Source organism: Pseudomonas sp. DWP2-2 (assembly GCF_049897065.1).
GTDB classification, from domain to species: Bacteria; Pseudomonadota; Gammaproteobacteria; order Pseudomonadales; family Pseudomonadaceae; genus Aquipseudomonas; species Aquipseudomonas paracarnis.
Genome location: NZ_JAFCVN010000007.1, coordinates 198,797 through 225,252, shown reverse-complemented (window position 1 = coordinate 225,252; position 26,456 = coordinate 198,797). Strand labels below are relative to the sequence as shown.

The 26,456-nt window shown below is 60.4% G+C and carries 22 protein-coding genes; 9 read left to right on the top strand and 13 right to left on the bottom strand.

All coding sequences use genetic code 11. The features are described from left to right. Window positions 1-2: 2 nt before the first annotated feature. The 5 genes from ACP7CZ_RS17725 to ACP7CZ_RS17705 are packed head-to-tail and all read right to left on the bottom strand — an operon-like array spanning window position 3 to window position 5,531. The gene (locus tag ACP7CZ_RS17725) at window positions 3-737 is read right to left on the bottom strand and encodes an alanyl-tRNA editing protein (RefSeq protein ID WP_034128353.1); all 735 of its coding nucleotides are present in this window, start codon (window positions 735-737) and stop codon (window positions 3-5) included. A gap of 2 nt (window positions 738-739) precedes the next feature. Next, window positions 740-1,732 (bottom strand): serine O-acetyltransferase, encoded by a 993-nt coding sequence (locus tag ACP7CZ_RS17720; protein WP_034128354.1) that lies wholly within the window; start codon window positions 1,730-1,732, stop codon window positions 740-742. Between the two features lie 37 nt (window positions 1,733-1,769). Continuing rightward, window positions 1,770-2,684 (bottom strand): PLP-dependent cysteine synthase family protein, encoded by a 915-nt coding sequence (locus tag ACP7CZ_RS17715; RefSeq protein ID WP_034128415.1) that lies wholly within the window; start codon window positions 2,682-2,684, stop codon window positions 1,770-1,772. A 16-nt stretch (window positions 2,685-2,700) separates the two neighbouring features. Further along, on the bottom strand, window positions 2,701-4,563 hold the full coding sequence (gene moeB / locus ACP7CZ_RS17710) for a molybdopterin-synthase adenylyltransferase MoeB (RefSeq protein WP_294169551.1): 1,863 nt from the start codon (window positions 4,561-4,563) through the stop codon (window positions 2,701-2,703). Between the two features lie 23 nt (window positions 4,564-4,586). Then, window positions 4,587-5,531 (bottom strand): DMT family transporter, encoded by a 945-nt coding sequence (locus ACP7CZ_RS17705; RefSeq protein ID WP_019820549.1) that lies wholly within the window; start codon window positions 5,529-5,531, stop codon window positions 4,587-4,589. A 109-nt stretch (window positions 5,532-5,640) separates the two neighbouring features. Between ACP7CZ_RS17705 and ACP7CZ_RS17700 the strand changes: the two genes are divergently transcribed. Beyond that, the gene (locus tag ACP7CZ_RS17700) at window positions 5,641-7,065 is read left to right on the top strand and encodes a PLP-dependent aminotransferase family protein (protein WP_054897194.1); all 1,425 of its coding nucleotides are present in this window, start codon (window positions 5,641-5,643) and stop codon (window positions 7,063-7,065) included. A 123-nt stretch (window positions 7,066-7,188) separates the two neighbouring features. Here the strand turns inward: ACP7CZ_RS17700 and ppsR are convergent, their stop codons facing one another. Beyond that, complete coding sequence (gene ppsR / locus ACP7CZ_RS17695) at window positions 7,189-8,007, bottom strand: posphoenolpyruvate synthetase regulatory kinase/phosphorylase PpsR (RefSeq protein WP_003193298.1); 819 nt, start codon at window positions 8,005-8,007, stop codon at window positions 7,189-7,191. Between the two features lie 178 nt (window positions 8,008-8,185). On the opposite strand from ppsR, the gene ppsA reads away from it, so the two are divergent. The 8 genes from ppsA (at window position 8,186) to ACP7CZ_RS17655 (ending at window position 16,324) form a co-directional block, all read left to right on the top strand. After that, the gene (ppsA, locus tag ACP7CZ_RS17690; protein WP_003193296.1) at window positions 8,186-10,561 is read left to right on the top strand and encodes a phosphoenolpyruvate synthase; all 2,376 of its coding nucleotides are present in this window, start codon (window positions 8,186-8,188) and stop codon (window positions 10,559-10,561) included. Between the two features lie 106 nt (window positions 10,562-10,667). After that, on the top strand, window positions 10,668-11,657 hold the full coding sequence (locus ACP7CZ_RS17685) for an alpha/beta fold hydrolase (RefSeq protein ID WP_034128358.1): 990 nt from the start codon (window positions 10,668-10,670) through the stop codon (window positions 11,655-11,657). A gap of 229 nt (window positions 11,658-11,886) precedes the next feature. Next, complete coding sequence (gene rraA / locus ACP7CZ_RS17680) at window positions 11,887-12,378, top strand: ribonuclease E activity regulator RraA (RefSeq protein ID WP_014719488.1); 492 nt, start codon at window positions 11,887-11,889, stop codon at window positions 12,376-12,378. Between the two features lie 25 nt (window positions 12,379-12,403). After that, window positions 12,404-13,399 (top strand): zinc transporter ZntB, encoded by a 996-nt coding sequence (locus ACP7CZ_RS17675; protein WP_054897192.1) that lies wholly within the window; start codon window positions 12,404-12,406, stop codon window positions 13,397-13,399. Window positions 13,400-13,485: 86 nt separating this feature from the next. Continuing rightward, a complete protein-coding gene (locus ACP7CZ_RS17670; protein ID WP_014719486.1) occupies window positions 13,486-13,731 on the top strand; it encodes a hypothetical protein in 246 nt (81 codons plus the stop codon). A 2-nt stretch (window positions 13,732-13,733) separates the two neighbouring features. Further along, window positions 13,734-14,558: a mechanosensitive ion channel family protein gene (locus ACP7CZ_RS17665; protein WP_003193288.1), complete on the top strand. Its 825-nt coding sequence runs from the start codon at window positions 13,734-13,736 to the stop codon at window positions 14,556-14,558. A gap of 87 nt (window positions 14,559-14,645) precedes the next feature. Beyond that, window positions 14,646-15,236, top strand: a complete 591-nt coding sequence (gene sigX / locus ACP7CZ_RS17660) for an RNA polymerase sigma factor SigX (RefSeq protein WP_003193286.1) — start codon at window positions 14,646-14,648, stop codon at window positions 15,234-15,236. Between the two features lie 107 nt (window positions 15,237-15,343). Beyond that, a complete protein-coding gene (locus ACP7CZ_RS17655; RefSeq protein ID WP_019820540.1) occupies window positions 15,344-16,324 on the top strand; it encodes an OmpA family protein in 981 nt (326 codons plus the stop codon). A 60-nt stretch (window positions 16,325-16,384) separates the two neighbouring features. Here ACP7CZ_RS17655 and cobA read toward each other — a convergent pair whose 3' ends face one another. The 7 genes from cobA to ACP7CZ_RS17620 form a co-directional block, all read right to left on the bottom strand. Further along, the gene (cobA, locus tag ACP7CZ_RS17650) at window positions 16,385-17,128 is read right to left on the bottom strand and encodes a uroporphyrinogen-III C-methyltransferase (RefSeq protein WP_054897190.1); all 744 of its coding nucleotides are present in this window, start codon (window positions 17,126-17,128) and stop codon (window positions 16,385-16,387) included. Window positions 17,129-17,138: 10 nt separating this feature from the next. Next, a complete protein-coding gene (locus ACP7CZ_RS17645; protein WP_259039180.1) occupies window positions 17,139-19,847 on the bottom strand; it encodes a nitrate reductase in 2,709 nt (902 codons plus the stop codon). Further along, window positions 19,847-20,164 (bottom strand): nitrite reductase small subunit NirD, encoded by a 318-nt coding sequence (gene nirD, locus ACP7CZ_RS17640; RefSeq protein WP_014719483.1) that lies wholly within the window; start codon window positions 20,162-20,164, stop codon window positions 19,847-19,849. The genes ACP7CZ_RS17645 and nirD overlap by 1 nt, the downstream gene beginning before the upstream one ends. After that, window positions 20,161-22,614: a nitrite reductase large subunit NirB gene (gene nirB, locus ACP7CZ_RS17635; protein WP_034128365.1), complete on the bottom strand. Its 2,454-nt coding sequence runs from the start codon at window positions 22,612-22,614 to the stop codon at window positions 20,161-20,163. The genes nirD and nirB overlap by 4 nt, the downstream gene beginning before the upstream one ends. Before the next feature lie 232 nt (window positions 22,615-22,846). Beyond that, window positions 22,847-24,514 carry a bifunctional protein-serine/threonine kinase/phosphatase gene (locus ACP7CZ_RS17630; RefSeq protein ID WP_054897188.1) on the bottom strand — a complete coding sequence of 556 codons (1,668 nt, stop codon included), beginning with the start codon at window positions 24,512-24,514 and terminating at the stop codon, window positions 22,847-22,849. Further along, window positions 24,514-25,725, bottom strand: a complete 1,212-nt coding sequence (locus ACP7CZ_RS17625) for a nitrate/nitrite transporter (RefSeq protein WP_032903097.1) — start codon at window positions 25,723-25,725, stop codon at window positions 24,514-24,516. The genes ACP7CZ_RS17630 and ACP7CZ_RS17625 overlap by 1 nt, the downstream gene beginning before the upstream one ends. A gap of 146 nt (window positions 25,726-25,871) precedes the next feature. Continuing rightward, a complete protein-coding gene (locus tag ACP7CZ_RS17620) occupies window positions 25,872-26,447 on the bottom strand; it encodes an ANTAR domain-containing response regulator (protein ID WP_003193274.1) in 576 nt (191 codons plus the stop codon). Window positions 26,448-26,456: the final 9 nt, after the last annotated feature.

Here is a 26,456-nt window from a genome sequence, read left to right as displayed (position 1 = left end):
GCTCAAGCGTGTCCAAACCGCAGTATCACCCGGCGGTTGTGCTTGCTCTTTTTCTCGATCTTCTCGCAGAACACCCGACCGATTTCCTCGGTATTGAGCACATGGGTACCGCCGCAGGGCTGGATATCGATGCCGGGGATTTCAATCACCCGTACCGAACCGGAGACCACCGGCGGCGCAACCGCCTGAGTGCGGGTGATCTGCAGCAGGGTCGCGTACTCGGTGGCAGGCATCGACAGCGTTTTCACCGCGTGGGCCTGCTCGATCAGGGCGTTGAGGTCACGGGTGAGGCCGTCTTTGTCCAGGGTCATCTCCGGCAGGTCGAAATCCAGTCGGCCTTTATCCGCACTGATGCTGCAACCGGTCACGGGCGCGTCGATGAGGGAGCACAGCAAGTGCAGGCAAGTGTGCATCTTCATGTGCTGGTAGCGCCGCTCCCAATCCAGCCCGGCGTCGACCTGGACGCCAGCGGCCAACTGTTCGGGGCAATGGTCTACCTGATGCCAGATGATCGAGCGCAACACCGGATCGCGCACGGTGCCTGTCACCTCGACCCGTGTGCCATCGGCCAGGGTGAAGTGGCCGGTATCGCCTGGTTGCCCGCCGCCGGTGGGGTAGAACAGGGTGTGCTCCAGGGCGATACCTTGTTCGCTGACGGCAATCACCCGGGCGCTGAAGGCGTTCTGGTAGGGCGCGCTGTCAAACAGCGCCAGGGTTTCCATGGTATGCACGGACATGTTCAACCTCCGACGATCAATGGGGTGGCTTGCAAGAGGTGGCGCACCAGTGCGCTCAAGCCAGGGGGAGAGAGCAGGGTGATTTCAAATTCCGGCCCGCACACCTTCAGGTTCAGCGGCAGGCGTGGCAGTTGCTCGTCGTTGTCGAGGCGACGCAGGCGAAACTGCAGGTGGTGCCGCTCTTTCACCGTGGGTTCGAGCATCAGTCCTTGCAGCGGATGAAAGTCGGCGTCCAGCACGGTGACCTTGTGGCCGGCACTCACTTCGCCCACCACGTGCAAGCGCTCATCCAGGGCAAAGGCGCCGAGGTAGTTGCTATGGTCCGATTCATCGTTTTTCTGCAGTTGGATCTGGTTGACCACCTTGACCTTGGTGCCTGCCGGCACGTCCTGGGTAATCACGCAGGAGGGGCTGATAAACACGTTATCGCCGATCGAAACATAGCCCAGCACCCGGGCGCCGGCGCCGACTTCGACGTTGTTGCCCAGGCGCGGGTGGCGTTTGCCGTCCGGGTTGTTGGCAATACCGCGCGCACCCAGGGTCACGCCGCAGAGGATATAGCAGTCGTTGCCGATCACGCAGGTCTCGCCGATGACCGTGCCGTAGCCATGGTCCAGCACAAAGCGCCGGCCGATGCGCGCTGCCGGGTGAATCTCGGCGCCGGAGAGAATCTTGCCCTGGTTACTCAGTTTGAGGGCCATGCGCGAAAAATCGCCGTGGTCAGCGGCCTGGAAATGCCACACCAGGTGCGCAAGGCGGTAGAACAGCACGGCCTTGAACGAGGCGTAGGATTCCAGGATCAACTCACCGCGCCCACGGGACGCGGGGTCGCGATAGGCATAGGCAATCAGGTCCTCGGCCACCGCCTGGGCGGCGGTCTGGATCAACGGTGCCAGGTGCGGCTCCAGCTGCTTCATCTGTCTGGGCGTCAGGGTGGTGATGAGGTGGGTGAGCAACTCATCGTGCAGCTGTTGCATGTCGATAAAGCCCCCCATGGAGACACCCCCGTACATTGAATGGTTGGAAACCCCGTTATTCGAAACTGGGCAGGTAGCTGTCGGCATTGTCGTAGACCATGGTCAACACCACCGTTTCAGGCGGCAGTTCGGGGGCGAGTTGGGCGATGGCAACCATGTTGGCGGCCGAAGACAGCCCGAGGCTGATGGCATCGGTGCGCATGATGCGTTTGATCATGTCCAGGCAATCGGCGTGCGACACCTTGAGCATGCCGTCGATCACGTCCAGGTTGAGGATGCTGGGGATCAGGCCAATCGACAGGCCCTGGATCCCGTGCGCTGCGTGTTGGTCTTTGAGCAGGTCGCACTCTTCCGGTTCTACACCCATCACCCGCAGCGCTGGCCAGGCGGCCTTGAGGGTTTCGCCGATACCGGTGATGTGTCCCCCGGTGCCAATGCCGCTGACGAAGTAGTCCACGCGCTGTTCACCGAAGGCGCGAAGGATTTCCGGGGCGGTGGTGTCGCGGTGGGTTTGGGGGTTGGCGCCATTGCGTTGCTGGTTGAGCATCACGTAGTTGGGGTTCTCCAACTGCAGCTCCATGCACTTTTCGCCGTGGGAGTTATTGCCCAGGCGACTGTCGGACAGCACTACCCTGGCGCCATACAGACGCAGCAGTTTCTGTTTTTCCGGGCTGTAGTTGTCAGGGATCACCAGCACTACTTTGTAGCCCAGCACATTGCCGGCCATCGCCAGGCCAATGCCGGTGTTGCCGCCACTGGGTTCGATGATGGTCTGCCCGGAATCACGGATCAGCACGCCGCGGCGCTCGGCATCCAGGATCATGCCCAGGGCGATGCGCGCCTTGTGGCTGCCGCCGGGGTTGAGGGACTCCAGCTTGGCGTAGACCTCGATGCCGAGGTCTTCGGAAAACTGGGCCAGACGCACGATCGGCGTTTGGCCGATGACGTCGAGAATGGAGTTATGCAGCATCAGCACGTCCCCACTTTCAGTACAACGGCATGTCAGGTTCGACGTCGCGAACCCAATGTTTCATGCCACCCTGGAGGACTTTGGTGTTGGCAAAGCCGGCCGCCAACAGGGTGCTGGCGGCTTGCTCGGCACGGGCGCCTGCGTAGCAGATCAGGTAGTGGGTGTTGTCGCGGCTCAGGCTGGCGAGTTGCCCATCCAGTTCTGCCAACGGGATATGCACCACGCCCGGTAATTTGCACACTTCCAGTTCGCTGGCGTCACGCACGTCGAGCAATACATCGGCGCTGCTGGGGTGTTCGAGCACTTGCTTGAGCACCTGGGGCTTGATGTAGCGTTCCGCGGCCAGGGAGGGCAGGCTCGGTACGGCATCGGCGCAGGTGGCCGGCGCGACGGTTTCGCTATGGCGCAGGTCCGAGCAGCAGGGGCAATCAGCGCGGCGCTTGAAGCGGATTTCGCTGAACTTCATCGCCAGCGCGTCGAAGCGCATCAAGCGGCCGGACAGGGGTTCGCCAATACCGATCAGCAATTTGATCGCCTCGGTGGCCTGGATCATACCGACCACGCCCGGCAACACGCCGATCACACCGCCCGCGCTGCAATTGGGTGCCAACTCTGCGGGTGGGGCCTTGGGGAACAGGCAGCGATAGCACGGCCCACCTTTATAGTTGAGCACGCTGATCTGCCCGTCGAAACGGTAGATAGCGCCGTACACCAAAGGTTTGCCCAACTGCACACAGGCGTCGTTGACCAGGTAGCGGGTGTCGAAATTGTCGGTTCCGTCGATCACCAGGTCATAGGCGCCCACCAGTGCCAGGGCGTTGTCGCTGTTGAGCGCGGTGTTGTACGCGTTGATCTGGATATGCGGATTGAGGTCCAGCAGGCGCTGCTTGGCGGACTCGACCTTGGGCATGCCCAGGGTGCTGTTGCCATGCACGATCTGGCGTTGCAGGTTGCTGCTTTCCACCACATCAAAGTCCACCAGCCCCAGGGTGCCGATGCCGGCCGCCGCCAGGTACAGGCTGATGGGCGAGCCCAGGCCGCCGGTACCGATGACCAGCACCTTGCCTTTCTTCAGGTTCAATTGGCCTTCGCGGCCGACGCCCGGCAGGGTGATGTGGCGCACATAGCGCTGCACTTCTTCGTTGCTCAGGGCATCGATGTCCATGCCACCTGAAGTGGCGAGCAACACTTCGATCCGGGATTTCGGCGGCAGGGGTTCATCGGCGTCGATCAACTCCTCCTCGGCGGTAAACAGGAAGTGTTCCTTGAGCTGGTCGTTCTTTTCATGGAACAGGTGCTGACGCAATTGGGGGTGATGGGTGCAGAGATTTTCAATGACTTCGCGCAATGTCGATCCGGCGCCCTCAAGGGTCGATTCCGGCAGCTTGGCCACGCGAACCAGAATGTCGGGGAAAGAGACAGCGTTCATGGACAACTCCGTGTGCAGGTCGTTGAAAGGTTGAAGGGAGAAATGCTTGCCATCCCAGGCAAACAGCTTGGAGCCCAGGGCCTGGCCCTGGCGGACATCCACCACCAAATAGCTGACGGGGAAGATCGGCTCGCCCAGGAACAGTGCCTTGTCCTGGTCTTCGTCACTGAAATAGGCGCCCACATCCGGGTGTGAGTGGTAAATCACTACCACCGGGTTGTCACTGCGAAACGCCTTGTTCATCAGCAGGGTGTCGGCCACCGAAAAGGTGTAGCCATTGGCCGCGCTGCGTGGGTACATCTCGGGGTTCTTGCGGTGCAGCTCATTCTGGATATTGCTGCCCAGGTACACGCTGCCGTCGGCGAAGACGAAACCACAGCACTCCTCGGGATAGCTGCGGCTGGCGTGGGCGTAGATCTGTTCCAGGGCGGTAGGGCGGAGGACGTCCATGTTTCTCTCGCGTTGGTTGAGGGTCACTTTTTCTTGGCCATGAGTTTTTCGATCGGCAATTTGGTGATCGCAAAGCCGGCCAGCAGGATCGCCGAGTACAGCATCAGGTCGCGGGAAATTTCCACGCCTTCGTACCAGGCTCCGATGATGACCGCGAACACCGGGAAGATGATGAAGACGAACGACAGGATGATCGGGCTCAGGCGCTTGAGCAGCATGAAATACACAATGAACCCGCCCACCGAGGCCACCAGCCCCAGGTAGAACAGCGCGCTCCAGGAGCGCAGGGTAATGGCGTCGAACGTCGGTGTTTCAAACCACAGGCCGGCCAGGAACAGCATCAGCCCGGCAATGCCGATGGGCAGGGTGTTGTAAGTGATGACGCTGATGGCGCTGCCTTTTTGTTTGGTAATGACATAGCACAAGGCGTGCATGATCGCGGCGCTCAGAATGGCCAGTACCCCGAAGAACTCGGCGTGGTCCAGATGCAGGCCCTGGCTCTTGATGATCATGTAAAGGCTGCCGAAACCAATGCCGATGCCGACCACCTGGGAGAAATAGATGCGCTCGCGCAGGAACAGCGCGGAGAAGATCAGGATGAACACTGGCATGCAGCTGAACAGCAGGGCCGTGAGGCCCGACGACACATGCATTTCGCCGTAATTGAGCAAATAGTAGGGAACGCTGAAGTAGGACAGGGTCACGAATACGAAGAACCAGCGGCTTTCCCGGGGAAACAGGATCGGCTCACGGCGCACCATGGCAAAACACAGGAACAGCGGAAACGCGATGAGAAAGCGCAGGCCGGCAGATGTCAGCGGCGGCACGCTCTCGACGGCGATCTTGATGCCCAGCCACGTAGTGCCCCAACTCAGGCACACGATAAGGAACATCACGCTGGTCACCAGCCCGGCGAGCCACTGTTTTTGCGTTTTTGTTTTTGCAGTGTTTTCGAGAACGGCGGACATTGGCATCGTTTATTGCTTCCCTGGGCCGAAATTGAACTCTATATTGAACTTGTAATGAGTTATGTTTATCGGCGATTGAACCCGTAAAAGCACACTATTAGGGCGAAAGATGGCTGTCAAAACAAATATTGACATGGTGTCAATTATGCGTGAGGGCCTGTCCAACGGGCAGGGCGTGAAGTACAAGCGCCTGTCTGATGTGATGGAACGGGGCATCCTCGAAGGCTTGATTGAACCGGGACGAAAACTGCCGCCCCATCGGGTGCTTTCCGACAATTTAGGCGTGACCATCGGCACCATCAGCCGGGCTTACGGTGAACTGGAACGCCTGGGCCTGGTGGTTGCACGGGTAGGTGACGGCACCTTCGTGCGCAAGCGTGGGATGGAGCGCCAGCGTGATGAGGGCTTTCGTAATTTCAGCGAGGAGCCGCGCCAGTACTTCGACATGAGCCGCAACATGCACATTCCCGGGCAAGAGACGGTGTTTCTCGCCCAGAGCTTCCAAACCCTGTCGACCAACGCCAAGTTCCTCCAGGACATCAGCGCCTACACCCCCGACGCCGGCCTGCCGCGTTACCGTGAAGCGGGCGCGCAATGGCTGGTACAGCGCGAGTTTCATCCGATTCCCGAGCAGGTCATCTGCGTCAACGGCGGCCAGCACGGCTTGCTGTGCGCCATGATGGCGTTGCTGCGTGCTGGCGATACAGTGGTGACCGAGCAACTGACTTACCCAGGGCTGATTACCGCCGCACGCATGTTGGGGGTGCGGCTGATCGGCCTGGAGATGGACGAGGAAGGTGTGCTGCCCACGGCGCTGGATGAGGTCTGTCGCAATCACCGTATTTCGGCGTTGTACTGCACGCCGACTATCCAGAATCCGACCACCGCTGTGTTGTCGGTGGCGCGCCGCGAAGCCTTGGCCAGGGTGTGTCGCGAACATAACCTGCTGATTCTGGAGGACGAAGCCCACGGTGTGCTGGTGGAGGACCGTCCGCCGCCCCTCAGTTATTTCGCGCCTGAGCGTACGATCTTGATCAGCAGCCTGAGCAAGGCGGTATCGGCCGGTTTGCGGGTGGGCTACGTGCATGCGCCGCCGGCGCTGGTCAGTCGCATTTCGGCGGCGTTGCGTTCGACCTGCTGGATGGCCACACCTGTGACCCTGGAACTGGCGACCCAGTGGATTGAAAACGGCACGGCGGAATATTTGTTGCGTCAGCAGATCAACGAGATCAGCCGTCGCAAGACGCTGGTCGAAGATTTATTGACCGGCCTGGCCTATCGCACCCACCTCAATAGCCCGCACTTCTGGATCGAAGTACCGGAGCCCTGGCGGGCCTCGGAAATCGAGGCAGAGCTCAAGCAGAATAATTACCTGATCGCCACCGCCGAGGCGTTTGCCGTGGGGCAGACGGCGGTGCCGCAGTTTATTCGGGCGAGTATCTGCAACACGTCGGGTGATGATCAGTTATTGCGCGAGGGGTTTGATGCGCTGGCGACGGCGTTGGGGCAGGGGGGCGGGCGGTTTCATCTGTGAGACCGCGTTATTGCTCGTTCCCACGCTCTGCGTGGGAATCCATCTTGCGACGCTCCGCGTCGCTATTGCGGGACGCGGAGCGTCCCAGGCGGTGTTCCCACGCAGAGCGTGGGAACGATCAGATCACTTGAAGCGCCGCTCCACACCCTTCTCCACCAGAATCTTCGCCGAAATCTCTTCCACCGAAAAATGCGTGGAATTGATGTGCGCGATATTCTCCCGGCGAAACAGATTTTCTACTTCACGCACTTCAAATTCGCACTGGGCATAGCTGGAGTAGCGGCTGTTGGGCTTGCGTTCGTTGCGGATGGCGGTCAGCCGGTCCGGGTCGATGGTCAGGCCGAACAGCTTGTGTGAATGCGCGCGCAAGGCGGCGGGCAGGGTCAGGTGCTCCATGTCGTCTTCGGTCAGCGGGTAGTTGGCCGCACGAATACCGAATTGCATGGCCATGTACAGGCAGGTGGGGGTCTTGCCGCAACGCGACACGCCCACCAGTATCAGGTCGGCCTTGTCGTAGTAGTGGGTGCGGGCACCGTCGTCGTTGTCGAGGGCGAAGTTCACCGCCTCGATACGCTCCATATAGTTGGAGTTATGCCCGATGGAATGGGACTTTCCGACGGAATAGGACGAATGTTCACTCAACTCCTGTTCCAGCGGCGCCAGGAAGGTAGAGAAAATGTCGATCATGAAACCATTCGACGTTGCGAGAATCTCACGAATGTCTTGATTGACGATGGTGTCGAAAATGATCGGGCGAAAACCGTCTTTTTCAGCCGCCAGATTGATTTGTTGTACCATGGCCCGCGCTTTATCCACGCTGTCTATATAAGGCCGGGTGAATTTGGCGAAGGTAATGTTTTCGAACTGCGCGAGCAGGCTCTGGCCCAATGTTTCGGCTGTGATGCCGGTGCCGTCGGAAATAAAGAAAGCAGATCGTTTCATTTGAGCCCTGGGCCTTAAGCTGATGGCGAATCTTGGATATGATAGGCGCGATTTTGCCGTCCCGCAGTGGGCCGCATTCTCACTTATTTTCCAGGTCCAGGCCACAAGCGCTGGCGTTAGCTCCTACTGAGCAACCCGCGTCCTGAGCTTTTCCAACACAGAAAGTGGAGAGATCACCTTGGTAGAGTACGTAGTTTCCCTCGATAAGCTCGGCGTCCATGATGTAGAGCATGTGGGGGGCAAGAACGCATCCCTCGGCGAGATGATCAGTAATCTTGCAGGCGCTGGTGTCTCGGTGCCCGGTGGTTTCGCCACCACGGCCCAGGCTTACCGCGACTTCCTCGAGCTGAGCGGCCTCAACGCCCAGATCCACGCCGCGCTGGACGCCCTGGACGTCGATGACGTCAACGCCCTGGCCAAGACCGGCGCCCAGATCCGCCAGTGGATCATGGAAGCCGAGTTCCCCGAGAAGCTCAACGAAGAAATTCGCACCGCCTTCGCCACTCTGTCGGCCGGTAACCCGGACATGGCTGTTGCCGTGCGTTCCTCTGCCACCGCCGAAGACTTGCCGGACGCCTCCTTTGCGGGCCAGCAGGAAACCTTCCTCAACATTCGCGGCGTCGAAAACGTGATCCGCGCGGCCAAGGAAGTGTTTGCCTCCCTCTTTAACGACCGTGCGATTTCCTATCGCGTACACCAGGGTTTCGACCACAAGCTGGTGGCCCTGTCTGCCGGTGTGCAGCGCATGGTGCGTTCGGAAACCGGCACTGCCGGTGTGATGTTCACCCTGGATACCGAATCCGGTTTCCGTGACGTGGTGTTTATCACCGGCGCCTACGGCCTGGGCGAAACCGTCGTACAAGGCGCGGTCAACCCCGACGAATTCTACGTACACAAGGGCACCCTCGAAGCGGGCCGCCCGGCCATCCTGCGCCGTAACCTGGGCAGCAAGGCCATCAAAATGATCTACGGCGATGAGGCCAAGGCCGGTCGCTCGGTCAAAACCGTTGAAGTCGACAAGGCCGAGCGCGCGCGTTTCTGCCTGACCGACGCTGAAGTCAGCGAGTTGGCCAAACAAGCGATGATCATCGAAAAGCACTACAAGTGCCCGATGGACATCGAGTGGGCCAAGGACGGTGACGACGGCAAGCTGTACATCGTGCAGGCTCGCCCGGAAACCGTGAAGAGCCGCACTTCGGCCAACGTCATGGAGCGCTACCTGCTCAAAGAAACCGGCACCGTGCTGGTAGAAGGCCGTGCCATTGGCCAGCGCATTGGCGCAGGCAAGGTGCGGATCATCAAGGACGTGTCCGAGATGGACAAGGTCCAGCCGGGTGACGTACTGGTTTCCGACATGACCGACCCGGATTGGGAACCGGTGATGAAGCGCGCCAGTGCCATTGTCACCAACCGTGGCGGGCGTACCTGCCACGCGGCGATCATTGCCCGTGAGCTGGGGATTCCGGCAGTCGTGGGTTGCGGCAACGCCACCCAACTGCTCAAGGATGGCCAGGGCGTGACCGTTTCCTGCGCCGAAGGCGATACCGGCTTTATCTTCGAAGGTGAGCTGGGCTTCGATATCAAGCAAAACTCCATCGATGCCATGCCCGACCTGCCGTTCAAGATCATGATGAACGTCGGCAACCCGGACCGCGCCTTTGATTTCGCGCAGTTGCCGAACGCCGGTGTGGGCCTGGCCCGCCTGGAATTCATCATCAACCGCATGATCGGCGTGCACCCCAAGGCACTGCTGAACTATGACGGGCTGCCGCTGGACATCAAGGAAAGCGTCGACAAGCGCATCGCCGGCTACAACGACCCGGTAGGTTTCTACGTCGAGAAACTGGTCGAAGGCATCAGCACCCTGGCTGCGGCGTTCTACCCGAAAAAGGTCATCGTGCGCCTGTCGGACTTCAAGTCCAATGAATACGCGAACCTGATCGGCGGCAAGCTCTACGAGCCGGAAGAAGAAAACCCGATGCTGGGTTTCCGCGGCGCCTCGCGTTACATCAGCGAAGCCTTCCGTGACTGCTTCGAGCTCGAATGCCGTGCGCTCAAGCGTGTGCGCAACGAGATGGGCCTGACCAACGTCGAGATCATGGTGCCGTTCGTGCGCACCCTGGGCGAAGCGAGCCAGGTCGTGGACCTGCTGGCAGAAAACGGTCTGACCCGCGGCGAGAACGGCCTGCGCGTGATCATGATGTGCGAATTGCCGTCGAACGCCATCCTGGCTGAAGAGTTCCTGGAGTTCTTCGACGGTTTCTCCATCGGCTCCAACGACCTGACCCAGTTGACCTTGGGCCTGGACCGCGATTCGGGGATCATCGCCCACCTGTTCGACGAGCGTAACCCAGCGGTCAAGAAGCTGCTGGCCAACGCCATCCAGGCTTGTAACAAGGCTGGCAAGTACATCGGTATCTGCGGCCAAGGCCCTTCGGACCACCCTGACCTGGCCAAATGGCTGATGGAGCAGGGGATCGAGAGCGTCTCGCTGAACCCCGATTCCGTGCTGGAAACCTGGTTCTTCCTGGCTGAAGGCCAAGCGTCCGCCTAAGGGCGTAAGGTCAAAAGTGCCGGTCACTCGTTGCGGGTGACCGGCATTCTTATCTGTACAGGGCGGGAATCCTTGCGGACGCCGCCCTTTTTTGTGCAAGAGCATTATGCAAAGCAGCAGCCATCTGTTTCCTGTCGCCCTGATCAGTGCTGAACGTCGCGGCGACCTGAGTGAAGACGTCTACCGGCTCAAACCCGGTAACAGCCCGGACGGCACCGTCGAGCTGGCGGTTACCCGTTTGGGCCTGGCCGATGTCCCGGAAAACCGGGGCACGCCGATTATTTTGTTGCATGGCAGTTTTTCCAACCGGCGTTTCTGGTATTCGCCCAAAGGTATCGGCCTGGGGGCTTACCTGGCGCGTCGCGGATTTGATGTGTGGATCCCGGAAATGCGCGGCCATGGTTTGTCCAAACGCAATCACGACTACGCCAGAAACCGTGTCGCCGATTACGCGCGCTACGATTTGCCGGCCGTGGGGGCGTTTGTGTGTGAGCAAAGCGGGCAGATTCCGCACTGGATCGGGCATTCCCTCGGTGCCACTACCCTGGCTGCGGCCTTGGGTGGGCGGCACTTGGATGCATCAGGGGTGGCCTCGGTGGCGTTGTTCGGCTGCCAGGTCAGTCGCACCCACTGGCCGTTGAAAATTCCACCGGTGGAGTGGAGTGGTCGCTTTATTCTCAAGCGCCTTGCCCATCTGTCCGGCCCACGCTTCAAGCGTGGGCCCGAGGACGAGCCGGCCGGCGTCATGATCGAAGCGATGCGTTGGAACGGCCTGTTCGGCCGGTTTGGCGATGCCGAGCATGATTGGTGGAAAGGCTTGGCGCAGGTCGATGTGCCGCTGTTGGCGGTGAGCGCAGCGGGCGACCGGCAAGACCCGGACTGGGCCTGCCGCAAGCTCTTCGAGCAAGTGGGCAGCGAGCATCGCCAGTACCTGTGCCTGGGACGTCAGCAAGGTTTCAGCGAGGATTTCGGCCATGTGCAGATGCTGGTCAGCAAAGCGGCCCAGGCCCAAGTGTGGCCTTTGGTCGAGCGTTGGTTGAACGACCCGCTGACACCCTTGTTGGGTACGCAGCCCGAGGTGTCCGCAGCGGTTTGACGAAACGCTCTACCAAGGGCGTTTCACTCTTGAATGGTTGCGGCTAAGATATGACGCGCCACGCGCTTCTGGTCATATTCAGTCGCGTAACGTGTATTGCGTTGCGCTGATCGTGGTTTGATCATGGCCGCCGCCCACCCGCAGGCGCTTAAAGAATGCCTGTCGCGGGGCGTTTTCTTGATGTACACCGTGGATGTTCGACCTCTTCTTTGATGACAGGAGTTTCTCGATGAACCATTACGTGACCCCCGACCTGTGTGACGCCTACCCGGAGCTGGTGCAGGTAGTGGAGCCGATGTTCAGCAACTTCGGTGGCCGAGACTCCTTTGGTGGCGAGATAGTCACCCTCAAATGCTTCGAGGATAACTCGCTGGTCAAGGCGCAGGCTGACCTGCCGGGCGCTGGTAAAGTGCTGGTGGTAGACGGTGGTGGTTCGCTGCGCTGCGCGTTGCTGGGTGACATGATTGCCGAGAAAGCCGCGAAAAATGGTTGGGAAGGGCTGGTGATTTACGGGTGCATCCGTGACGTAGACGTCATCGCCCAGACCGACCTGGGTGTGCAGGCCCTGGCCTCTCATCCGAAAAAAACCGACAAGCGCGGCCTTGGCGACCTGAACGTGCCGGTAACATTCGCAGGCGTGACGTTCCGCCCCGGTGAGTACATTTATGCCGATAACAACGGGGTGATCGTGTCACCCAGCCCGCTGAAAATGCCTGAATAAACTGCCGCAACCGATCGGGGTGAGGATGTTCGAAGAAGAAAACGCGCAATGGGGGCTGGTGCATGCCCTGGTGCTGGACGGTAAAGGCGGTGCGCGTTCGATTGCCCGGACTGAGCTCGACGATTTGCAGTTGCAGCCCCAGGAAAGCCTGTGGCTGCACTGGGATCGCAGCCATCCTCAAACCCAGACCTGGCTGCGTAAATCCAGCGGCCTGAGCGAGTTTGCCTGTGACTTGCTGCTGGAGGAAAACACCCGCCCACGCCTGTTGCCGCTGCCGGACGCCGAATTGCTGTTGTTTCTGCGCGGGATCAATCTCAACCCAGGCGCGGAGCCGGAAGACATGGTGTCGGTGCGCATCTTCGCCGCCGCCAACCGAGTGATTTCCCTGCGTTTGCGCCCCTTGCGCGCTACCGATGAGTTGCTGGTGCAACTGGCAGACGGCAAAGGCCCCAGGACGGCGTCTGAACTCATCCTTTATATGGCTCAGTACCTGACCAACAAAGTGCAGGATCTGGTCGCTGGCTTGTCTGAAATCGTCGATTCCGAGGAAGAAAAACTCGATGCCGACGAACGGTATACCCCGGAGCACGGCAGCGTTCTGCAGATCCGTCGAAGAGCCGCCGGACTCAAGCGCTTCCTGGCCCCACAGCGGGATATTTTCGCCCAGCTGACACGAATCAAATTGGCGTGGTTCTGCGACGACGATGCCGACTATTGGAACGAACTGCACAACAGCCTGACCCGTTACCTGGAAGAGCTGGAATTGGCCAGAGAGCGCGTGGGGCTTGTGCTGGAGGCTGAAGACCGGCGCTTGAGCCTGCGCATGAACCGCACCATGTACCGCTTCGGGATCATCACCGGGATCTTCTTGCCGATGAGTTTTCTTACCGGTTTGCTCGGTATCAATGTGGGCGGCATTCCGTTCTCTGCCAGCCCTTATGGATTCATGATTGCGTGCCTGTTGATGGTGTCTGTGGCACTGGGGCAATGGTGGCTGTTTCGACGATTGCGCTGGGTTTGACCTGAATATGACCTGAACGTAAGAAAGGGCCGATGTGACCCGATGAATTTTACCCTCGTCTTTTAAATCACTTGCGAGAGGTCTCTATGCACGATCCGTTCGAACAATCTTTGCGTGACATGCTCAATGCTTCGCCATCCAACCGTGATGACGATGCCTGCCTGGGCCGCGTACTGAAAACCGCCAACCGTCAGGTAGGGGCGGGTGACCTGTTCGGTCTGCTCGGGCGTTGGTTGCCGGCGTTGATGATGGCCCTGAACAATGGTTCGGCCCATGTGTCACCGGTTTCCCGTCGTAAACCTCTTGCTAGCACTGCTGATAAGGCTGATTGAATATGGAACTTGATCTCTGGACCCAGAGCCTGGTCACCGCGATGACCGCATTGTGGACCAAGGTGGCGAATTTCATTCCCAACCTGTTTGGTGCCCTGGTCCTGGTATTGCTGGGTTTTGTCGTGGCCAAGCTGCTCGATACCCTGCTGTCCAAATTGCTCGCCAAACTGGGGCTCGATCGCCTGATGGCGGGAACTGGCCTGACCAAATTGCTCGGCCGCGCGGGGTTGCAAGTACCGATTTCGACCCTGATCGGCAAGATCGTCTATTGGTTTGTTCTACTTATTTTTCTGGTTTCTGCAGCGCAGTCCCTTGGACTTGAGCGAGTTTCAGCTACGCTCGACATGCTGGCACTGTATTTGCCGAAAGTTTTCGGCGGCGCGCTGGTGCTGCTGGTGGGGGTTTTACTCGCGCAACTGGCCAACGGGCTGGTGCGCGGGGCCGCCGAAGGCGTGGGGTTGGACTACGCGGCAGGCCTGGGGCGAATCGCACAGGGGCTGGTGATCATCATCAGTATTTCCGTCGCGATCAGCCAGTTGGAGGTCAAGACTGACCTGCTCAACCACGTTATTGTGATTGTTTTGATTACCGTTGGTCTGGCAGTTGCGCTGGCCATGGGGTTGGGAAGCCGGGAAATTGCCGGTCAGATTCTTGCGGGAATCTATGTGCGTGAGCTGTATCAAGTTGGGCAACAGGTGCGTGTGGGCGAGGTCGAAGGGCAAATCGAGGAGATCGGCACAGTCAAGACGACCGTGCTGACCGATGACGGGGAACTGGTGTCACTGTCGAACCGGATTCTCCTGGAGCAGCAGGTCAGTAGCCGCTAATCCGGCAAATCCTGCTAATGTACGCCGCCGCAAACCCGGGTGACCGGGTTGCAGCGGACATTGACCTGACTGTCGGCACGACTTGTTTTGAATAAAGCCCAAACGCTGTCCACGCGCTATGACCCCCGTGAGCTCTCTGATGAGGAGTTGGTCGCGCGCTCGCACACGGAGCTGTTTCACGTAACACGCGCGTACGAAGAATTGATGCGCAGGTATCAACGCACTCTGTTCAACGTTTGTTCAAGGTATTTGGGGAACGATAGAGACGCGGATGATGTCTGTCAGGAAGTGATGCTCAAGGTGCTATACGGCCTGAAGAACTTCGAGGGCAAATCGAAGTTCAAGACCTGGCTGTACAGCATCACGTACAACGAGTGCATCACGCAGTATCGGAAGGAACGGCGAAAGCGTCGCTTGATGGACGCTTTGAGTCTGGACCCCCTTGAGGAGGCGTCTGAAGAGAAGGCGCCGGCACCCGAGGAAAAGGGCGGACTTGATCGCTGGTTGGTGCATGTGAACCCGATTGACCGCGAAATTCTGGTGCTTCGATTTGTCGCAGAGCTGGAATTTCAGGAAATCGCTGACATCATGCATATGGGTTTGAGTGCTACAAAAATGCGGTACAAGCGTGCTCTTGATAAATTACGTGAGAAATTTGCGGGCGAGACTGAAACTTAGTGCGTAGCAAATATCTCTTACGTGTAGGCAAGTTCTGTTAGACTTGTCGCCGAGTTGTCCCCCGGTTTGTGGGACTGCTTTACAATCACCAGATGGGGATTTAACGGATGAAACTGAAAAACACCTTGGGCTTGGCCATTGGTTCTCTTATTGCCGCTACTTCTTTCGGCGTTCTGGCACAAGGCCAAGGCGCAGTTGAAGGCGAGCTGTTCTACAAGAAGCAGTACAACGATAGCGTTAAGCACATCGAAGACGGCTTCAACCCAGGCGCTCGCATTGGTTACTTCCTGACCGACGATCTGTCGTTGAATCTGTCGTACGACAAGACCAACCACACCCGTTCGAACGACGGCACTGGCAACCAGAAGATCAAAGGTGACACTGGCAGCCTCGTTGCTCAGTACCACTTCGGTCAGGCTGGCGTTGATAGCCTGCGTCCATACGTTGAAGGCGGTTTCGGCCACCAGAGCCGTACCAACGTTCAGGCTGACGGCCACAGCGGTCGCGACCAGACCACTTTCGCTACCATCGGTACCGGCGTGAAGTACTACTTCACCAACAACCTGTACGCTCGTGCTGGTGTTGAAGCTGACTACGGTCTGGACAACGGCAAGTGGGACTACTCCGCACTGGTTGGCCTGGGCGTGAACTTCGGCGGTAACGCTGGCGCAGCTGCTCCAGCTCCTACCCCAGCACCAGCTCCAGAGCCAGTTCCAGAGCCAGAAGCTCCGGTTGCTCAGGTTGTTCGTGTTGAGCTGGACGTTAAGTTCGACTTCGACAAGGCCGTTGTTAAGCCTAACAGCTACGGCGACGTTAAAAACCTGGCCGACTTCATGGCTCAGTACCCAGCTACCAACGTAGAAGTTGCTGGTCACACTGACTCCGTAGGTCCAGACGCTTACAACCAGAAGCTGTCCCAGCGTCGTGCTGACGCTGTTAAGCAAGTCCTGGTTAAAGACGGCGTTGCTCCTAGCCGTGTAACTGCTGTTGGTTACGGCGAATCCCGCCCAGTTGCTGACAACGCAACTGAAGCTGGTCGCGCTGTTAACCGTCGCGTAGAAGCGTCGGTTGAAGCTACCGCTCAGTAATTACTGAGTAGTAAAGAAAAGCCCGGCTCAGGCCGGGCTTTTTTTCGCCTGCGATTTGCCTCAGGCGCTTGCCGCAGCGGCGATGCTAGCCATCTGTGCGGCGCCGGCAACCTGGCCAATCACCAGGATGGCCGGGCTCTTCAGTGCAAAGGCTTTTGCAGCTTCATGCATGGCCGCCAGGGAGCTGCGGCATTCGCGTTGCTGGGGCAATGAAGCGTTTTCGATCATTGCCACCGGCATATCCGCAGCCATGCCGCCGTTGAGCAGCTGTTCGCGGATTTCTTCCAGCTTCGCCACGCCCATATATACCACCAGCGTGGTTCCACCCTCCGCCAGCGCACGCCAGTTCAAGCTACTGTCATCCTGGGTATGCGCGGTGACCAAGGTCACTCCACGGCTCACCCCGCGCAAGGTCAAAGGGATGTCACACTGGGTCGCCCCGGCCAGCCCTGAGGTGATGCCATTGACCAATTCCACATCGACTCCACGCTCGCGCAGCCAGGTTGCCTCCTCGCCACCGCGGCCAAAAATACACGGGTCACCGCCTTTAAGACGTACTACGCATTTGCCCTGGCGTGCATAACGCAACATCAGGCGGTGAATGAAATCCTGCGGTGTAGAGCGACATCCCCCGCGCTTGCCAACGGTAATCACCCGAGCGCTGGCGCAGTGTTCCAGTACTGCCGGGTTGACCAGATCATCAATCAGCACGACGTCCGCTGCCTGCAGAGCCCGGACCGCTTTCAGGGTCAGCAACTCCGGGTCACCCGGTCCTGCGCCTACCAGCCACACTTTTGCGCTCATGTTGTTCCCCTTACACACTGATGGCGATTGGCTGCGGGTTGCTGGCCAAAAGACGTTTGATTTCCGGCACGCAGGAGCCGCATTGGGTGCCGCAGCCCAGGGCCTGTTTGAGGCCATCCAGGTCCAGGCCGCTGCCGATACCGGCGCACACGGCGTTTTCGCTGACGTTCTTGCAGTTGCACACAATCTTGTTGCTGGCCGTTGCACCGCCCGGCGGCGCGCTCAAGGGCGCCAGCAACCAGCGCCGCAGTTGCTCGTCGGCCCGGCCTTCCAGCCACAGGCTTTGCAGCCAGTGACGGGCCAGGGTTTCGCCGGCCAGGCGCAGGGCGGTGATGCGACCTTTCTCGATTTTTACGCGCTTGCCGATTGAGCGGCGCGGGTCGTCATAGGCCATTACCGGGCCGTCGTCGAGGCCCAGCAGTTGGTCGATACGGGTCAAGAGTTGCAGGTCGGGCGCCTCGGTATGCGCGGCGCGCACCAGCAGCGCGGGGCGTTCACGGCCAGCCAGGCTCAGGCTGACGTAGGCAAAGGTTTCACACAGTGGGCGCAAGGCTTCGAAGTGCTGCTGTACATCGCCTTCGATCAGCGCAAACAGCTGCCACGGCAGTTGCACTGCTTCCAGGCGCACACCGCTGTGCTTGAGCTCCGGCTGCTTGGACAAAGGGTCGAACGCCGGTTGAGTGAGGGTATTGACGCCGCCCTTGAGAAAGCGGTCGCCCCAGTGCATGGGCAGAAACGCTTGGCCGGGACGCACACTGTCATCGCTGCCGACGGCGACGATCACGCTGCCGCGACGGCTTTTCAGGCTGACCAGGTCACCCTCTTTGAAGCGGTGGCGGCGTAGCTCATCCGGATGCAGGCTCAACAATGCTTCACTGACGTGCCCGAACAGCTGCGCTGCCGTGCCGGTGCGGCTCATCCCGTGCCATTGATCACGCAGGCGACCGGTGATCAGGGTCAGGGGGAATCGCGCATCGCGCTGTTCCTTGGCGGCGCGGTAAGGCTCGGCGACAAATCGCGCCCGGCCCGTGTCAGTAGGGAAAATGCCGTCGGTGTACAGGCGCGACGTACCCGCTTGCGCACCCTCGGGAAAGGGCCACTGCTGCGGGCCGAGCCGGTCGAGCAGGGAGTGGCTGATGCCGGACATATCCAGGTCACGGCCTTGGGTCAGTGGCTTGAATTCATCAAACAGCTGCGCCGCTTGCTCAAAGGCGAACAGGCTCGGCAACCCCGGACGCAGACGACGCTCCAGGCGCTGTGCGAAATCCACCGTGATCGCCCAATCCGCGCGTGCTTCACCCGGTGGGTTGATGGCGCGGCGCACGTGGGAAATACGCCGCTCGGAGTTGGTCACCGTGCCGTCTTTTTCACCCCAACTGGCGGCGGGCAGTAGCAGGTCGGCATAGGCGGCGGTTTCGGTGGTACGAAACGCTTCCTGTAACACCACGAACGGGCACGCGGCCAAGGCGGCACGCACCGCGTTCTGGTCGGGCAGCGATTGGGCTGGGTTGGTACAGGCGATCCACAACGCCTTGATCTTGCCAGCCTGCACCTGTTCAAACAGTTCGATGGCGGTAAGGCCCGTAGTCGCGGGCAGTTGTTCCACGCCCCAATAGGCCGCTACTTCAGCGCGGTGTTCAGGGTTGGCCGCTTCGCGGTGGCCCGGCAGCAAGTTGGACAGGCTGCCGGTTTCGCGCCCGCCCATGGCGTTCGGTTGGCCGGTCAGGGAAAACGGCCCGCAGCCCGGCCGGCCAATGGTCCCCGTGGCTAGATGCAGGTTGATCAACGCGCTGTTTTTGGCGCTGCCAGCGGTGGATTGGTTAAGCCCCATGCACCACAGCGACAAAAAGCTGCTGGAGGTGCCGACCCACTGTGCGCACAGGCGCAGCTGTTCGACGCTGATGCCGCACAGCTGCGTGACCATCTGCGGCGTGTAGTCATGCACCAGGCGCTTGAGTTCGGCCAGGCCTTCGGTATGGGCCTGGATAAACGCACGGTCGACCCAGTCTTCCCACAGCAGTAAATGCAAAATGCCGTGGAACAACGCCACATCCGTTCCCGGCAAGATGGCCAAGTGCAGGTCGGCCAAGTCGCAGGTGTCGGTACGCCGAGGGTCAATCACCAGCACTTTCATCTGCGGGCGTTGCGCCTTGGCTTGCTCCAGGCGTCGGAACAATACCGGGTGGGCGTAGGCCATATTGCTGCCGACGATCATCACGCAGTCGCTGTTTTCCAGGTCTTCATAGCTGCACGGCGGCGCATCGGCGCCCAGGCTGCGCTTGTAGCCGACCACCGCCGAAGACATGCACAGCCGAGAATTGCTGTCGATATTATTGGTGCCCACCAATGCGCGGGCCAACTTGTTGAAGCTGTAATAGTCCTCGGTCAACAGTTGCCCGGAAATATAGAACGCCACACTGTCGGGCCCGTGTTCGGCAATGGTATCGGCGAACACGTTGGCCGCGTGGTCCAGGGCAGTGTCCCAGTCGGTGCGGGTGCGCGCCAGTTCTTTGCCCAAGCGCAATTGCGGGTAAAGAGCGCGGGCGCTCAAGTCGCCGGTCAGGTGCAGGCTCGCGCCTTTGCTGCACAACTTGCCGAAGTTGGCCGGATGGCTGGGGTCGCCTTGCACCCCCACGATCTGTTCGCCGTCATGCTCGATCAGCACGCCGCAGCCCACCCCGCAATAACAACAGGTGGACGCGGTGGTCTGGCGGTTCATCAACCCGCGTCCCGCAGAGCCAGCATCACCCGGCCGTTTTCGACCCGGGCTTGATGATGGTGGGCGCAGCCGATATCCGGGGCCTGGGCTTGGCCAGTCGCCAGGTCGATCTGCCAGTTGTGCAGCGGGCAGGCCACCCGCTTGCCGTAGATCAAGCCTTGGGACAGCGGCCCGCCTTTGTGTGGGCAGCGGTCGTCGAGGGCAAAGACTTCATCGTCACTGGTGCGAAAAATCGCAATGTCACCTTTCGGCCCGCTGATGATGCGCGAGCCCAGGGCGTTGATTTCATCGAGCGCGCAGATATCCAGCCAGTTCATAGCGAGACCTCCAGTTGTTTGACGGGGATCACGTCGAATTCCTTTTTCAGCAGCGGCTGTTCCAGGCGTTCTTTCCACGGGTCCTGCTCGAATGACAACGAGAACTGCAAACGCTCATTGAGGGCCTGGCGGCGGGCCGGGTCTTCCAGCACAGCCTTCTTGATATGCTCCATGCCCACCCGCTGCAGGTAGTGCACGGTGCGCTCCAGGTAGAAGGCTTCTTCGCGGTATAGCTGCAGGAATGCGCCGTTGTATTCGCGCACTTCCTCTGCGGTCTTCACCTTGACGAAGAACTCCGCGACTTCGGTCTTGATCCCGCCGTTGCCACCGATGTACATCTCCCAGCCCGAGTCGACACCGATAATGCCTACGTCCTTGATGCCCGCTTCCGAGCAGTTGCGTGGGCACCCGGAGACCGCCAACTTGACCTTGTGGGGCGACCACATATTGAACAGGTCATGCTCCAGCTCGATGCCCAGTTGCGTCGAGTTCTGCGTGCCAAACCGGCAGAACTCGCTGCCCACACAGGTTTTGACGGTGCGGATGGATTTGCCATAGGCATGCCCGGACGGCATATCCAGGTCCTTCCATACCCCTGGCAAGTCCTGCTTCTTGATACCGAGCAAGTCAATGCGCTGGCCGCCGGTGACCTTGACCATCGGCACGTTGTACTTGTCGGCCACATCGGCGATGCGGCGCAGCTCCGAAGGATTGGTCACGCCGCCCCACATCCGGGGGACCACAGAGTAGGTGCCGTCTTTTTGAATATTGGCGTGGGCCCGTTCGTTGATCAGCCGCGATTGCGGGTCGTCCTTGGCTTCGCCGGGCCAGGTGGAGATCAGGTAGTAGTTGAGGGCCGGGCGGCAGGTGGCGCAGCCATTGGGGGTGCGCCAGTTCAGGTAGCGCATGGTGCTGTCGATGGTCAGCAGGTGCTGCTCTCGGATGGCCTGGCGGATCTGCCCGTGGTTGAGGTCGCTGCAGCCACAGATGGCTTTTTCACTTTTGGGTTTGACGTCGGCGGCGCCGCCCACGGTGTTGATCAGGATCTGCTCGACCAGCCCGGCACAGGAGCCGCAGGAACTGGCGGCCTTGGTGTGTTTTTTCACCTCATCGACACTGAACAGCCCTTGTTCCTGGATCGCCTTGACGATGGTGCCCTTGCACACGCCGTTGCAGCCGCAGACTTCGGCGCTGTCGGCCATGCTCATGGCTTTGTCCTGGCCTTGGTGGCCGACATCGCCGAGTGCATTTTCACCGAACATCAGATGATCGCGGATTTCACCGATGGCGTGGTTCTCACGAATCTGGCGGAAATACCAACCGCCATCGGCGGTATCGCCGTACAGGCAGGCGCCGACCAGGATGTCGTCCTTGATCACCAGCTTCTTGTACACGCCGCCAATCGGGTCGGAGAGCGTGATGGTTTCGGTGCCTTCGCCGCCCATGAAGTCGCCGGCGGAGAACAGGTCGATGCCGGTGACTTTCAGCTTGGTCGAGGTCACCGAGCCCTTGTAAGTGGCAAAGCCCAATTGGGCCAGGTGGTTGGCGCAGACCTTGGCCTGTTCGAACAAGGGTGCCACCAGACCATAGGCGATGCCGCGATGGCTGGCGCATTCACCGATCGCATAGATACGCGGGTCGTAGGTTTGCATTGTGTCGTTGACCAGGATCCCACGGTTGCATGGGATGCCGGACTTTTCCGCGAGTTCGGTATTGGGGCGGATGCCGGCAGCCATCACCACCAGGTCGGCCGGGATGATGTCGCCATTCTTGAACTGCACCGAGCCGACGCGGCCATTGCCGGCATCGTGCAGGGCCTGGGTTTGCTCGCACAGGCGGAACACCAGGCCGCGACTTTCCAGTTCGGTTTGCAGTAGCTGGCCGCTGGTCTTGTCCAGTTGCCGCTCCAGCAGCCATTCACCGATGTGCACCACCGTCACGTGCATGCCGCGCAGCATCAGGCCGTTGGCCGCTTCCAGGCCGAGCAGGCCGCCGCCGATCACCACCGCATGCTTGTGGGTCTTGGCGGTGTCGATCATCGCCTGGGTGTCGGCAATGTCGCGGTAACCAATCACGCCCTGCAAGCTGTTGCCGGGAATTGGCAGGATAAACGGCGTGGACCCGGTAGCGATCAGCAGGCGGTCATATTCGGCCTCGGTGCCGTCTTCGGCGATGACTTTGCGCTTGACTCGGTCGATCTGCACCACTTTGCGGTTGAGCAGCAGTTTGACGTTATTGTCCAGGTACCAATCCAGGTCGTTGAGCACGATCTCTTCGAAGGTTTGTTCACCGGCCAGTACCGGCGACAGCAGGATGCGGTTGTAGTTGGTGTGAGGCTCGGCGCCGAACACGGTGATGTCGTACAGCTCGTTGCTCAGCTTGAGCAGTTCTTCAAGGGTGCGAACCCCGGCCATGCCGTTGCCGATCATCACCAGTTTGAGTTTTTTCATGTCGTTCTCCGCAATGGCTCGACAAATCGTGCGCAAACAAAAAAGGCATCCCCGCTAGTCAGCTAGCGAGGACGCCTTTGTCCTGGTCCCGTTCTATCGGGAAGCTCGGCCCTTCGTCGTTGAAGGAGCGGCTATATGTGGGGTGTTGAGAACGTTAATGCAGCAGCTGTGCCAAGTCCCTATAGCCCAGGTTTAGTGGGCGTTTACACGGAGAGTTGGCGGATTCTGCCCGCTAGTGGTGCATCAGCCAGTACAGCAGCACCAGATTGAGTAGCAGCGAAGCCATCGCCAGGGTCTGCCAGACTTTCAAGGGTTCGCGTTCGAGCAAAGGGCGTGGGCGTACGCTCAATTCGCGGCGATCGGCCTGTTCCAGCACCAACAGCCATTCTTCGGCGGTTTCATAACGTTGGGCCGAGACAGCGGTCACCGCTCGTTCCAGGCTGTGTGGCAACCATTCCGGCAAGTCGGGGCGATAACGGCTGGCGCTGACGGGTTGGGAAAACCTGGGCCGTTGGAAGGCCTCGATTTCACCGTAGGGGTAATGCCCAGTCAGCAGGTAATACAAGGTCACGCCGACGCTATATAAGTCCTGTTGTGCCGTAGGCTGCTCGCCAGCGAACGCCTCGGGCGCGATGAAACTCGGGGTGCCGGGCAGCAGGTGCGCACGGTCCTCGGAGAGCCCGGGGCAATAGGCCAGGCCGAAGTCCAGCACTCGCAGTTCGCCATCTTCTCCCAGCAGCAGGTTTTCTGGCTTGATGTCGCGGTGCAGGATCTGCCGGCGATGCAACAGGCCCACGGCGCGCAGCAAGCGTTCGGCAATCGACTGCCATTGTGCCAACGGCAGCGGGCCCTGTTGTTGGAACAGTTGGGCCAGGGTTTGCCCGGCGTATTCGCGCATCACGTAGTACAAATGCTGACGGCCACTGGCGGCATGCACTTCGGGAAAGGCCCGGCCGGCGACCCGGCGCAGAAACCATTCCTCCGATAACAAGGCCTGGGCGGCGTCGGTATCGTCGCAACGCAACGGCAAGGTCTTGAGCAGCCAGGGTTGCCCCTGGGCGTCGTGCACGCGGTACAGCAGCGACTGCCGACTCTGCGCCAGCACGCTTTGCACCTGCCAGCCTTCAAAGGTTTGCCCGACTTTCAGCGGTGGCGGCAGTGGCCATTGCTGCAACTGCACCAAGGCGTCGCCGAGGGTGGCCGCGCCGAGTTGATCGATGCGCACCAGCAAGGCGCTGGCGTTGTCTTGACTACCCGCCAGGTGGGCGGCGTTGACCAGGGTGTTGACGGCCAGCTCGAGGTCGCTTTGTTCGCGCAGGATCGCGCCGATGCTGTGATCGCCCAGCGTGGCCCACACCCCATCGCTGAGTAGCAGGAAACACTCGCCCTCGCGCAATGGACCATCGAGGAAGTCCAGCACCAAGTGCTGATCCAGGCCGAGGGCGCGCTTGAGTACATGCTGCATGCCCGGCTGTTCCCACACATGGTCTTCACTGATGCGTTGCAACTCTCCGTCAAGCCAACGATACACCCGGCAATCACCGACATGGGCCAGGGTGAAACGCTGGCCGCGAAACACCAGGGCGCTTAGGGTGGTGAGCAACGGTTGGCCGCCGCCGTTGGCTTGCAACCAGCGATTCTGCGCCAGTAACAAGCGCTCCAGCGCCTGGGCCACGCCCCAGGTCTGTGGCGTAGCGTAGTAGTCCAGGGCCAGGGCCTGCAGGGTCGAGCGTGCGGCCAGGCCACCGTCGGCGCACTGGCTGACGCCGTCGGCCAGTGCGCACAGGTAGCCTTTGCTCGCGGCCAGTTCCGCCATGGGCGTGACCACCCGCAGCGCGTCCTGGTTCTCGCTGCGCGGGCCGATGGCACTGGCCTGGGCGACGCTCAGTTGCAGGCTCATCAGACGCGGGCGGCGGTCACGGCGGCCGAACCCCAGGTGGTTCTCCAGCGCCGTTTCACCCCATGCAGGCCGAACCAGGCCAACACACCGAGGCTGGCGAACAACCACAGGGCCAGTTGATAGCTGCCAGTACTCTGCTTGATCGCGCCCATGCCCGCCGCAAGGGCGAAGCCACCGATGCCACCGGCCATGCCGATCAGGCCGGTCATGACGCCGATCTCACTGCGAAAACGCTGGGGCACCAGTTGGAATACCGCCCCATTGCCAGCGCCCAGGCCGAGCATGGTGCAGACGAAAAGCGCCAGTGCCGCGTAGGAACTGGGCAGGTTGAACCCCACTGCCGCAATGCAGATCACCGCCACGCTGTACATGCCGAGCAGGGTCTTGATCCCGCCGAACCGGTCTGCCAGGGCGCCACCCAATGGGCGCATCAGGCTGCCGCCGAACACACAGGCGGCGGTGTAATAGCCGGCGGTCACCGGGCTCAGGCCGTACTGGTCGTTGAAGTAGCCGGGCAGGGCGCTGGCCAGGCCGATAAACCCGCCGAAGGTCACGCTGTAGAAAAACATGAACCACCAGCTGTCGCGGTCGCCCAGGGCCTTGAAGTAGTCGGCCATGGATTTGGCTTTCGGCCGTTCAGGCGCATTGCGCGCAAGCCAGGCGAATACGATCAGGGTCAGCACCAGTGGGATCAGCGCAAAGCCGAATACATTGCTCCAACCAAAGGCGGCCGCCAGCACGGGCGCCAGCAACGCCGCAAACACGGTGCCGGAGTTACCGGCGCCGGCGATGCCCATCGCCTTGCCCTGGTGCTCCGCGGGGTACCACTGTGACGCCAAAGGCAGGGCGACCGCGAAGGACGCACCGGCCATGCCCAGGAACATGCCCAGCAGCAGCGCTTGTTCGTAGCTGTGGATCCCCAGTTTCCAGGCGCAGAACAGCGCCACGATCACAATCACCTGGCCAATCAGCCCGGCGGTCTTGGGCGACAGCTTGTCGGCCAGCATCCCCATCAAGAAGCGCAGTACCGCGCCCGCCAGGATTGGGGTGGCCACCACCAGGCCGCGCTGTTGGGTGGTCAGGTGCAAATCAGCGGCAATCTGCACCGCCAGGGGGCCCAGCAGGTACCAGACCATGAAGCTCAGGTCGAAATACAGGAACGCGGCAAACAGGGTCGGGGTGTGCCCGGATTTCCAGAAGCTTGATTTCATCACGCACCTCAACGGTTGGGGGTCTAGAAACGAAAAAACGCCGCCACCGGGTTCGCAAGGGCAAACCGGGTGGGCGACGTCTTTGTCGTGAAGGGGCAACCGCCGTTGGCTACCTGTGATAATTCTTTAGCAAGAGCTGAGCCAGATCAGCCGAGCAACTCGCTCATGGCAATAATCTGCTCCGCCACCTGGATCAGTTTCTGTTGACGGCTCATGGCCTGGCGGCGCATCAGGGTGTAGGCCTCTTCCTCGTTGCAGCTCTTCATCTTCATCAGCAGGCCCTTGGCCAACTCGATGCGCTTGCGTTCGGCCAGTTGCTGGTCGCGGGCATGAAGCTGGGCGCGCAGGGCCTGGTCACTCTCGAAGCGCGCCATTGCCACATCGAGGATCGGTTGCAGGCGCTGGGCCTGGATACCTTCGACGATATAGGCACTGACGCCGGACTTGATGGCCTGGCGCATTACATTCGGGTCGTGCTCGTCGGTGAACATCACGATGGGCCGTGGCTGATCGCGGCTGACCAGCACCACTTGCTCCATCACATCGCGCCCGGGTGACTCGGTATCGATCAGGATCACATCAGGACGCACTGTTTCGACGCGTGCGGGCAGGTCGATGGTCAAGCCGGACTCATCGATCACCTCGAAGCCGGCCTCGGTCAATGCGGCCTTGAGGCGCCCGACCTTGCGCGGGGTGTCGTTGATCAACAGGATTCGCAGCATCGTCGGGCT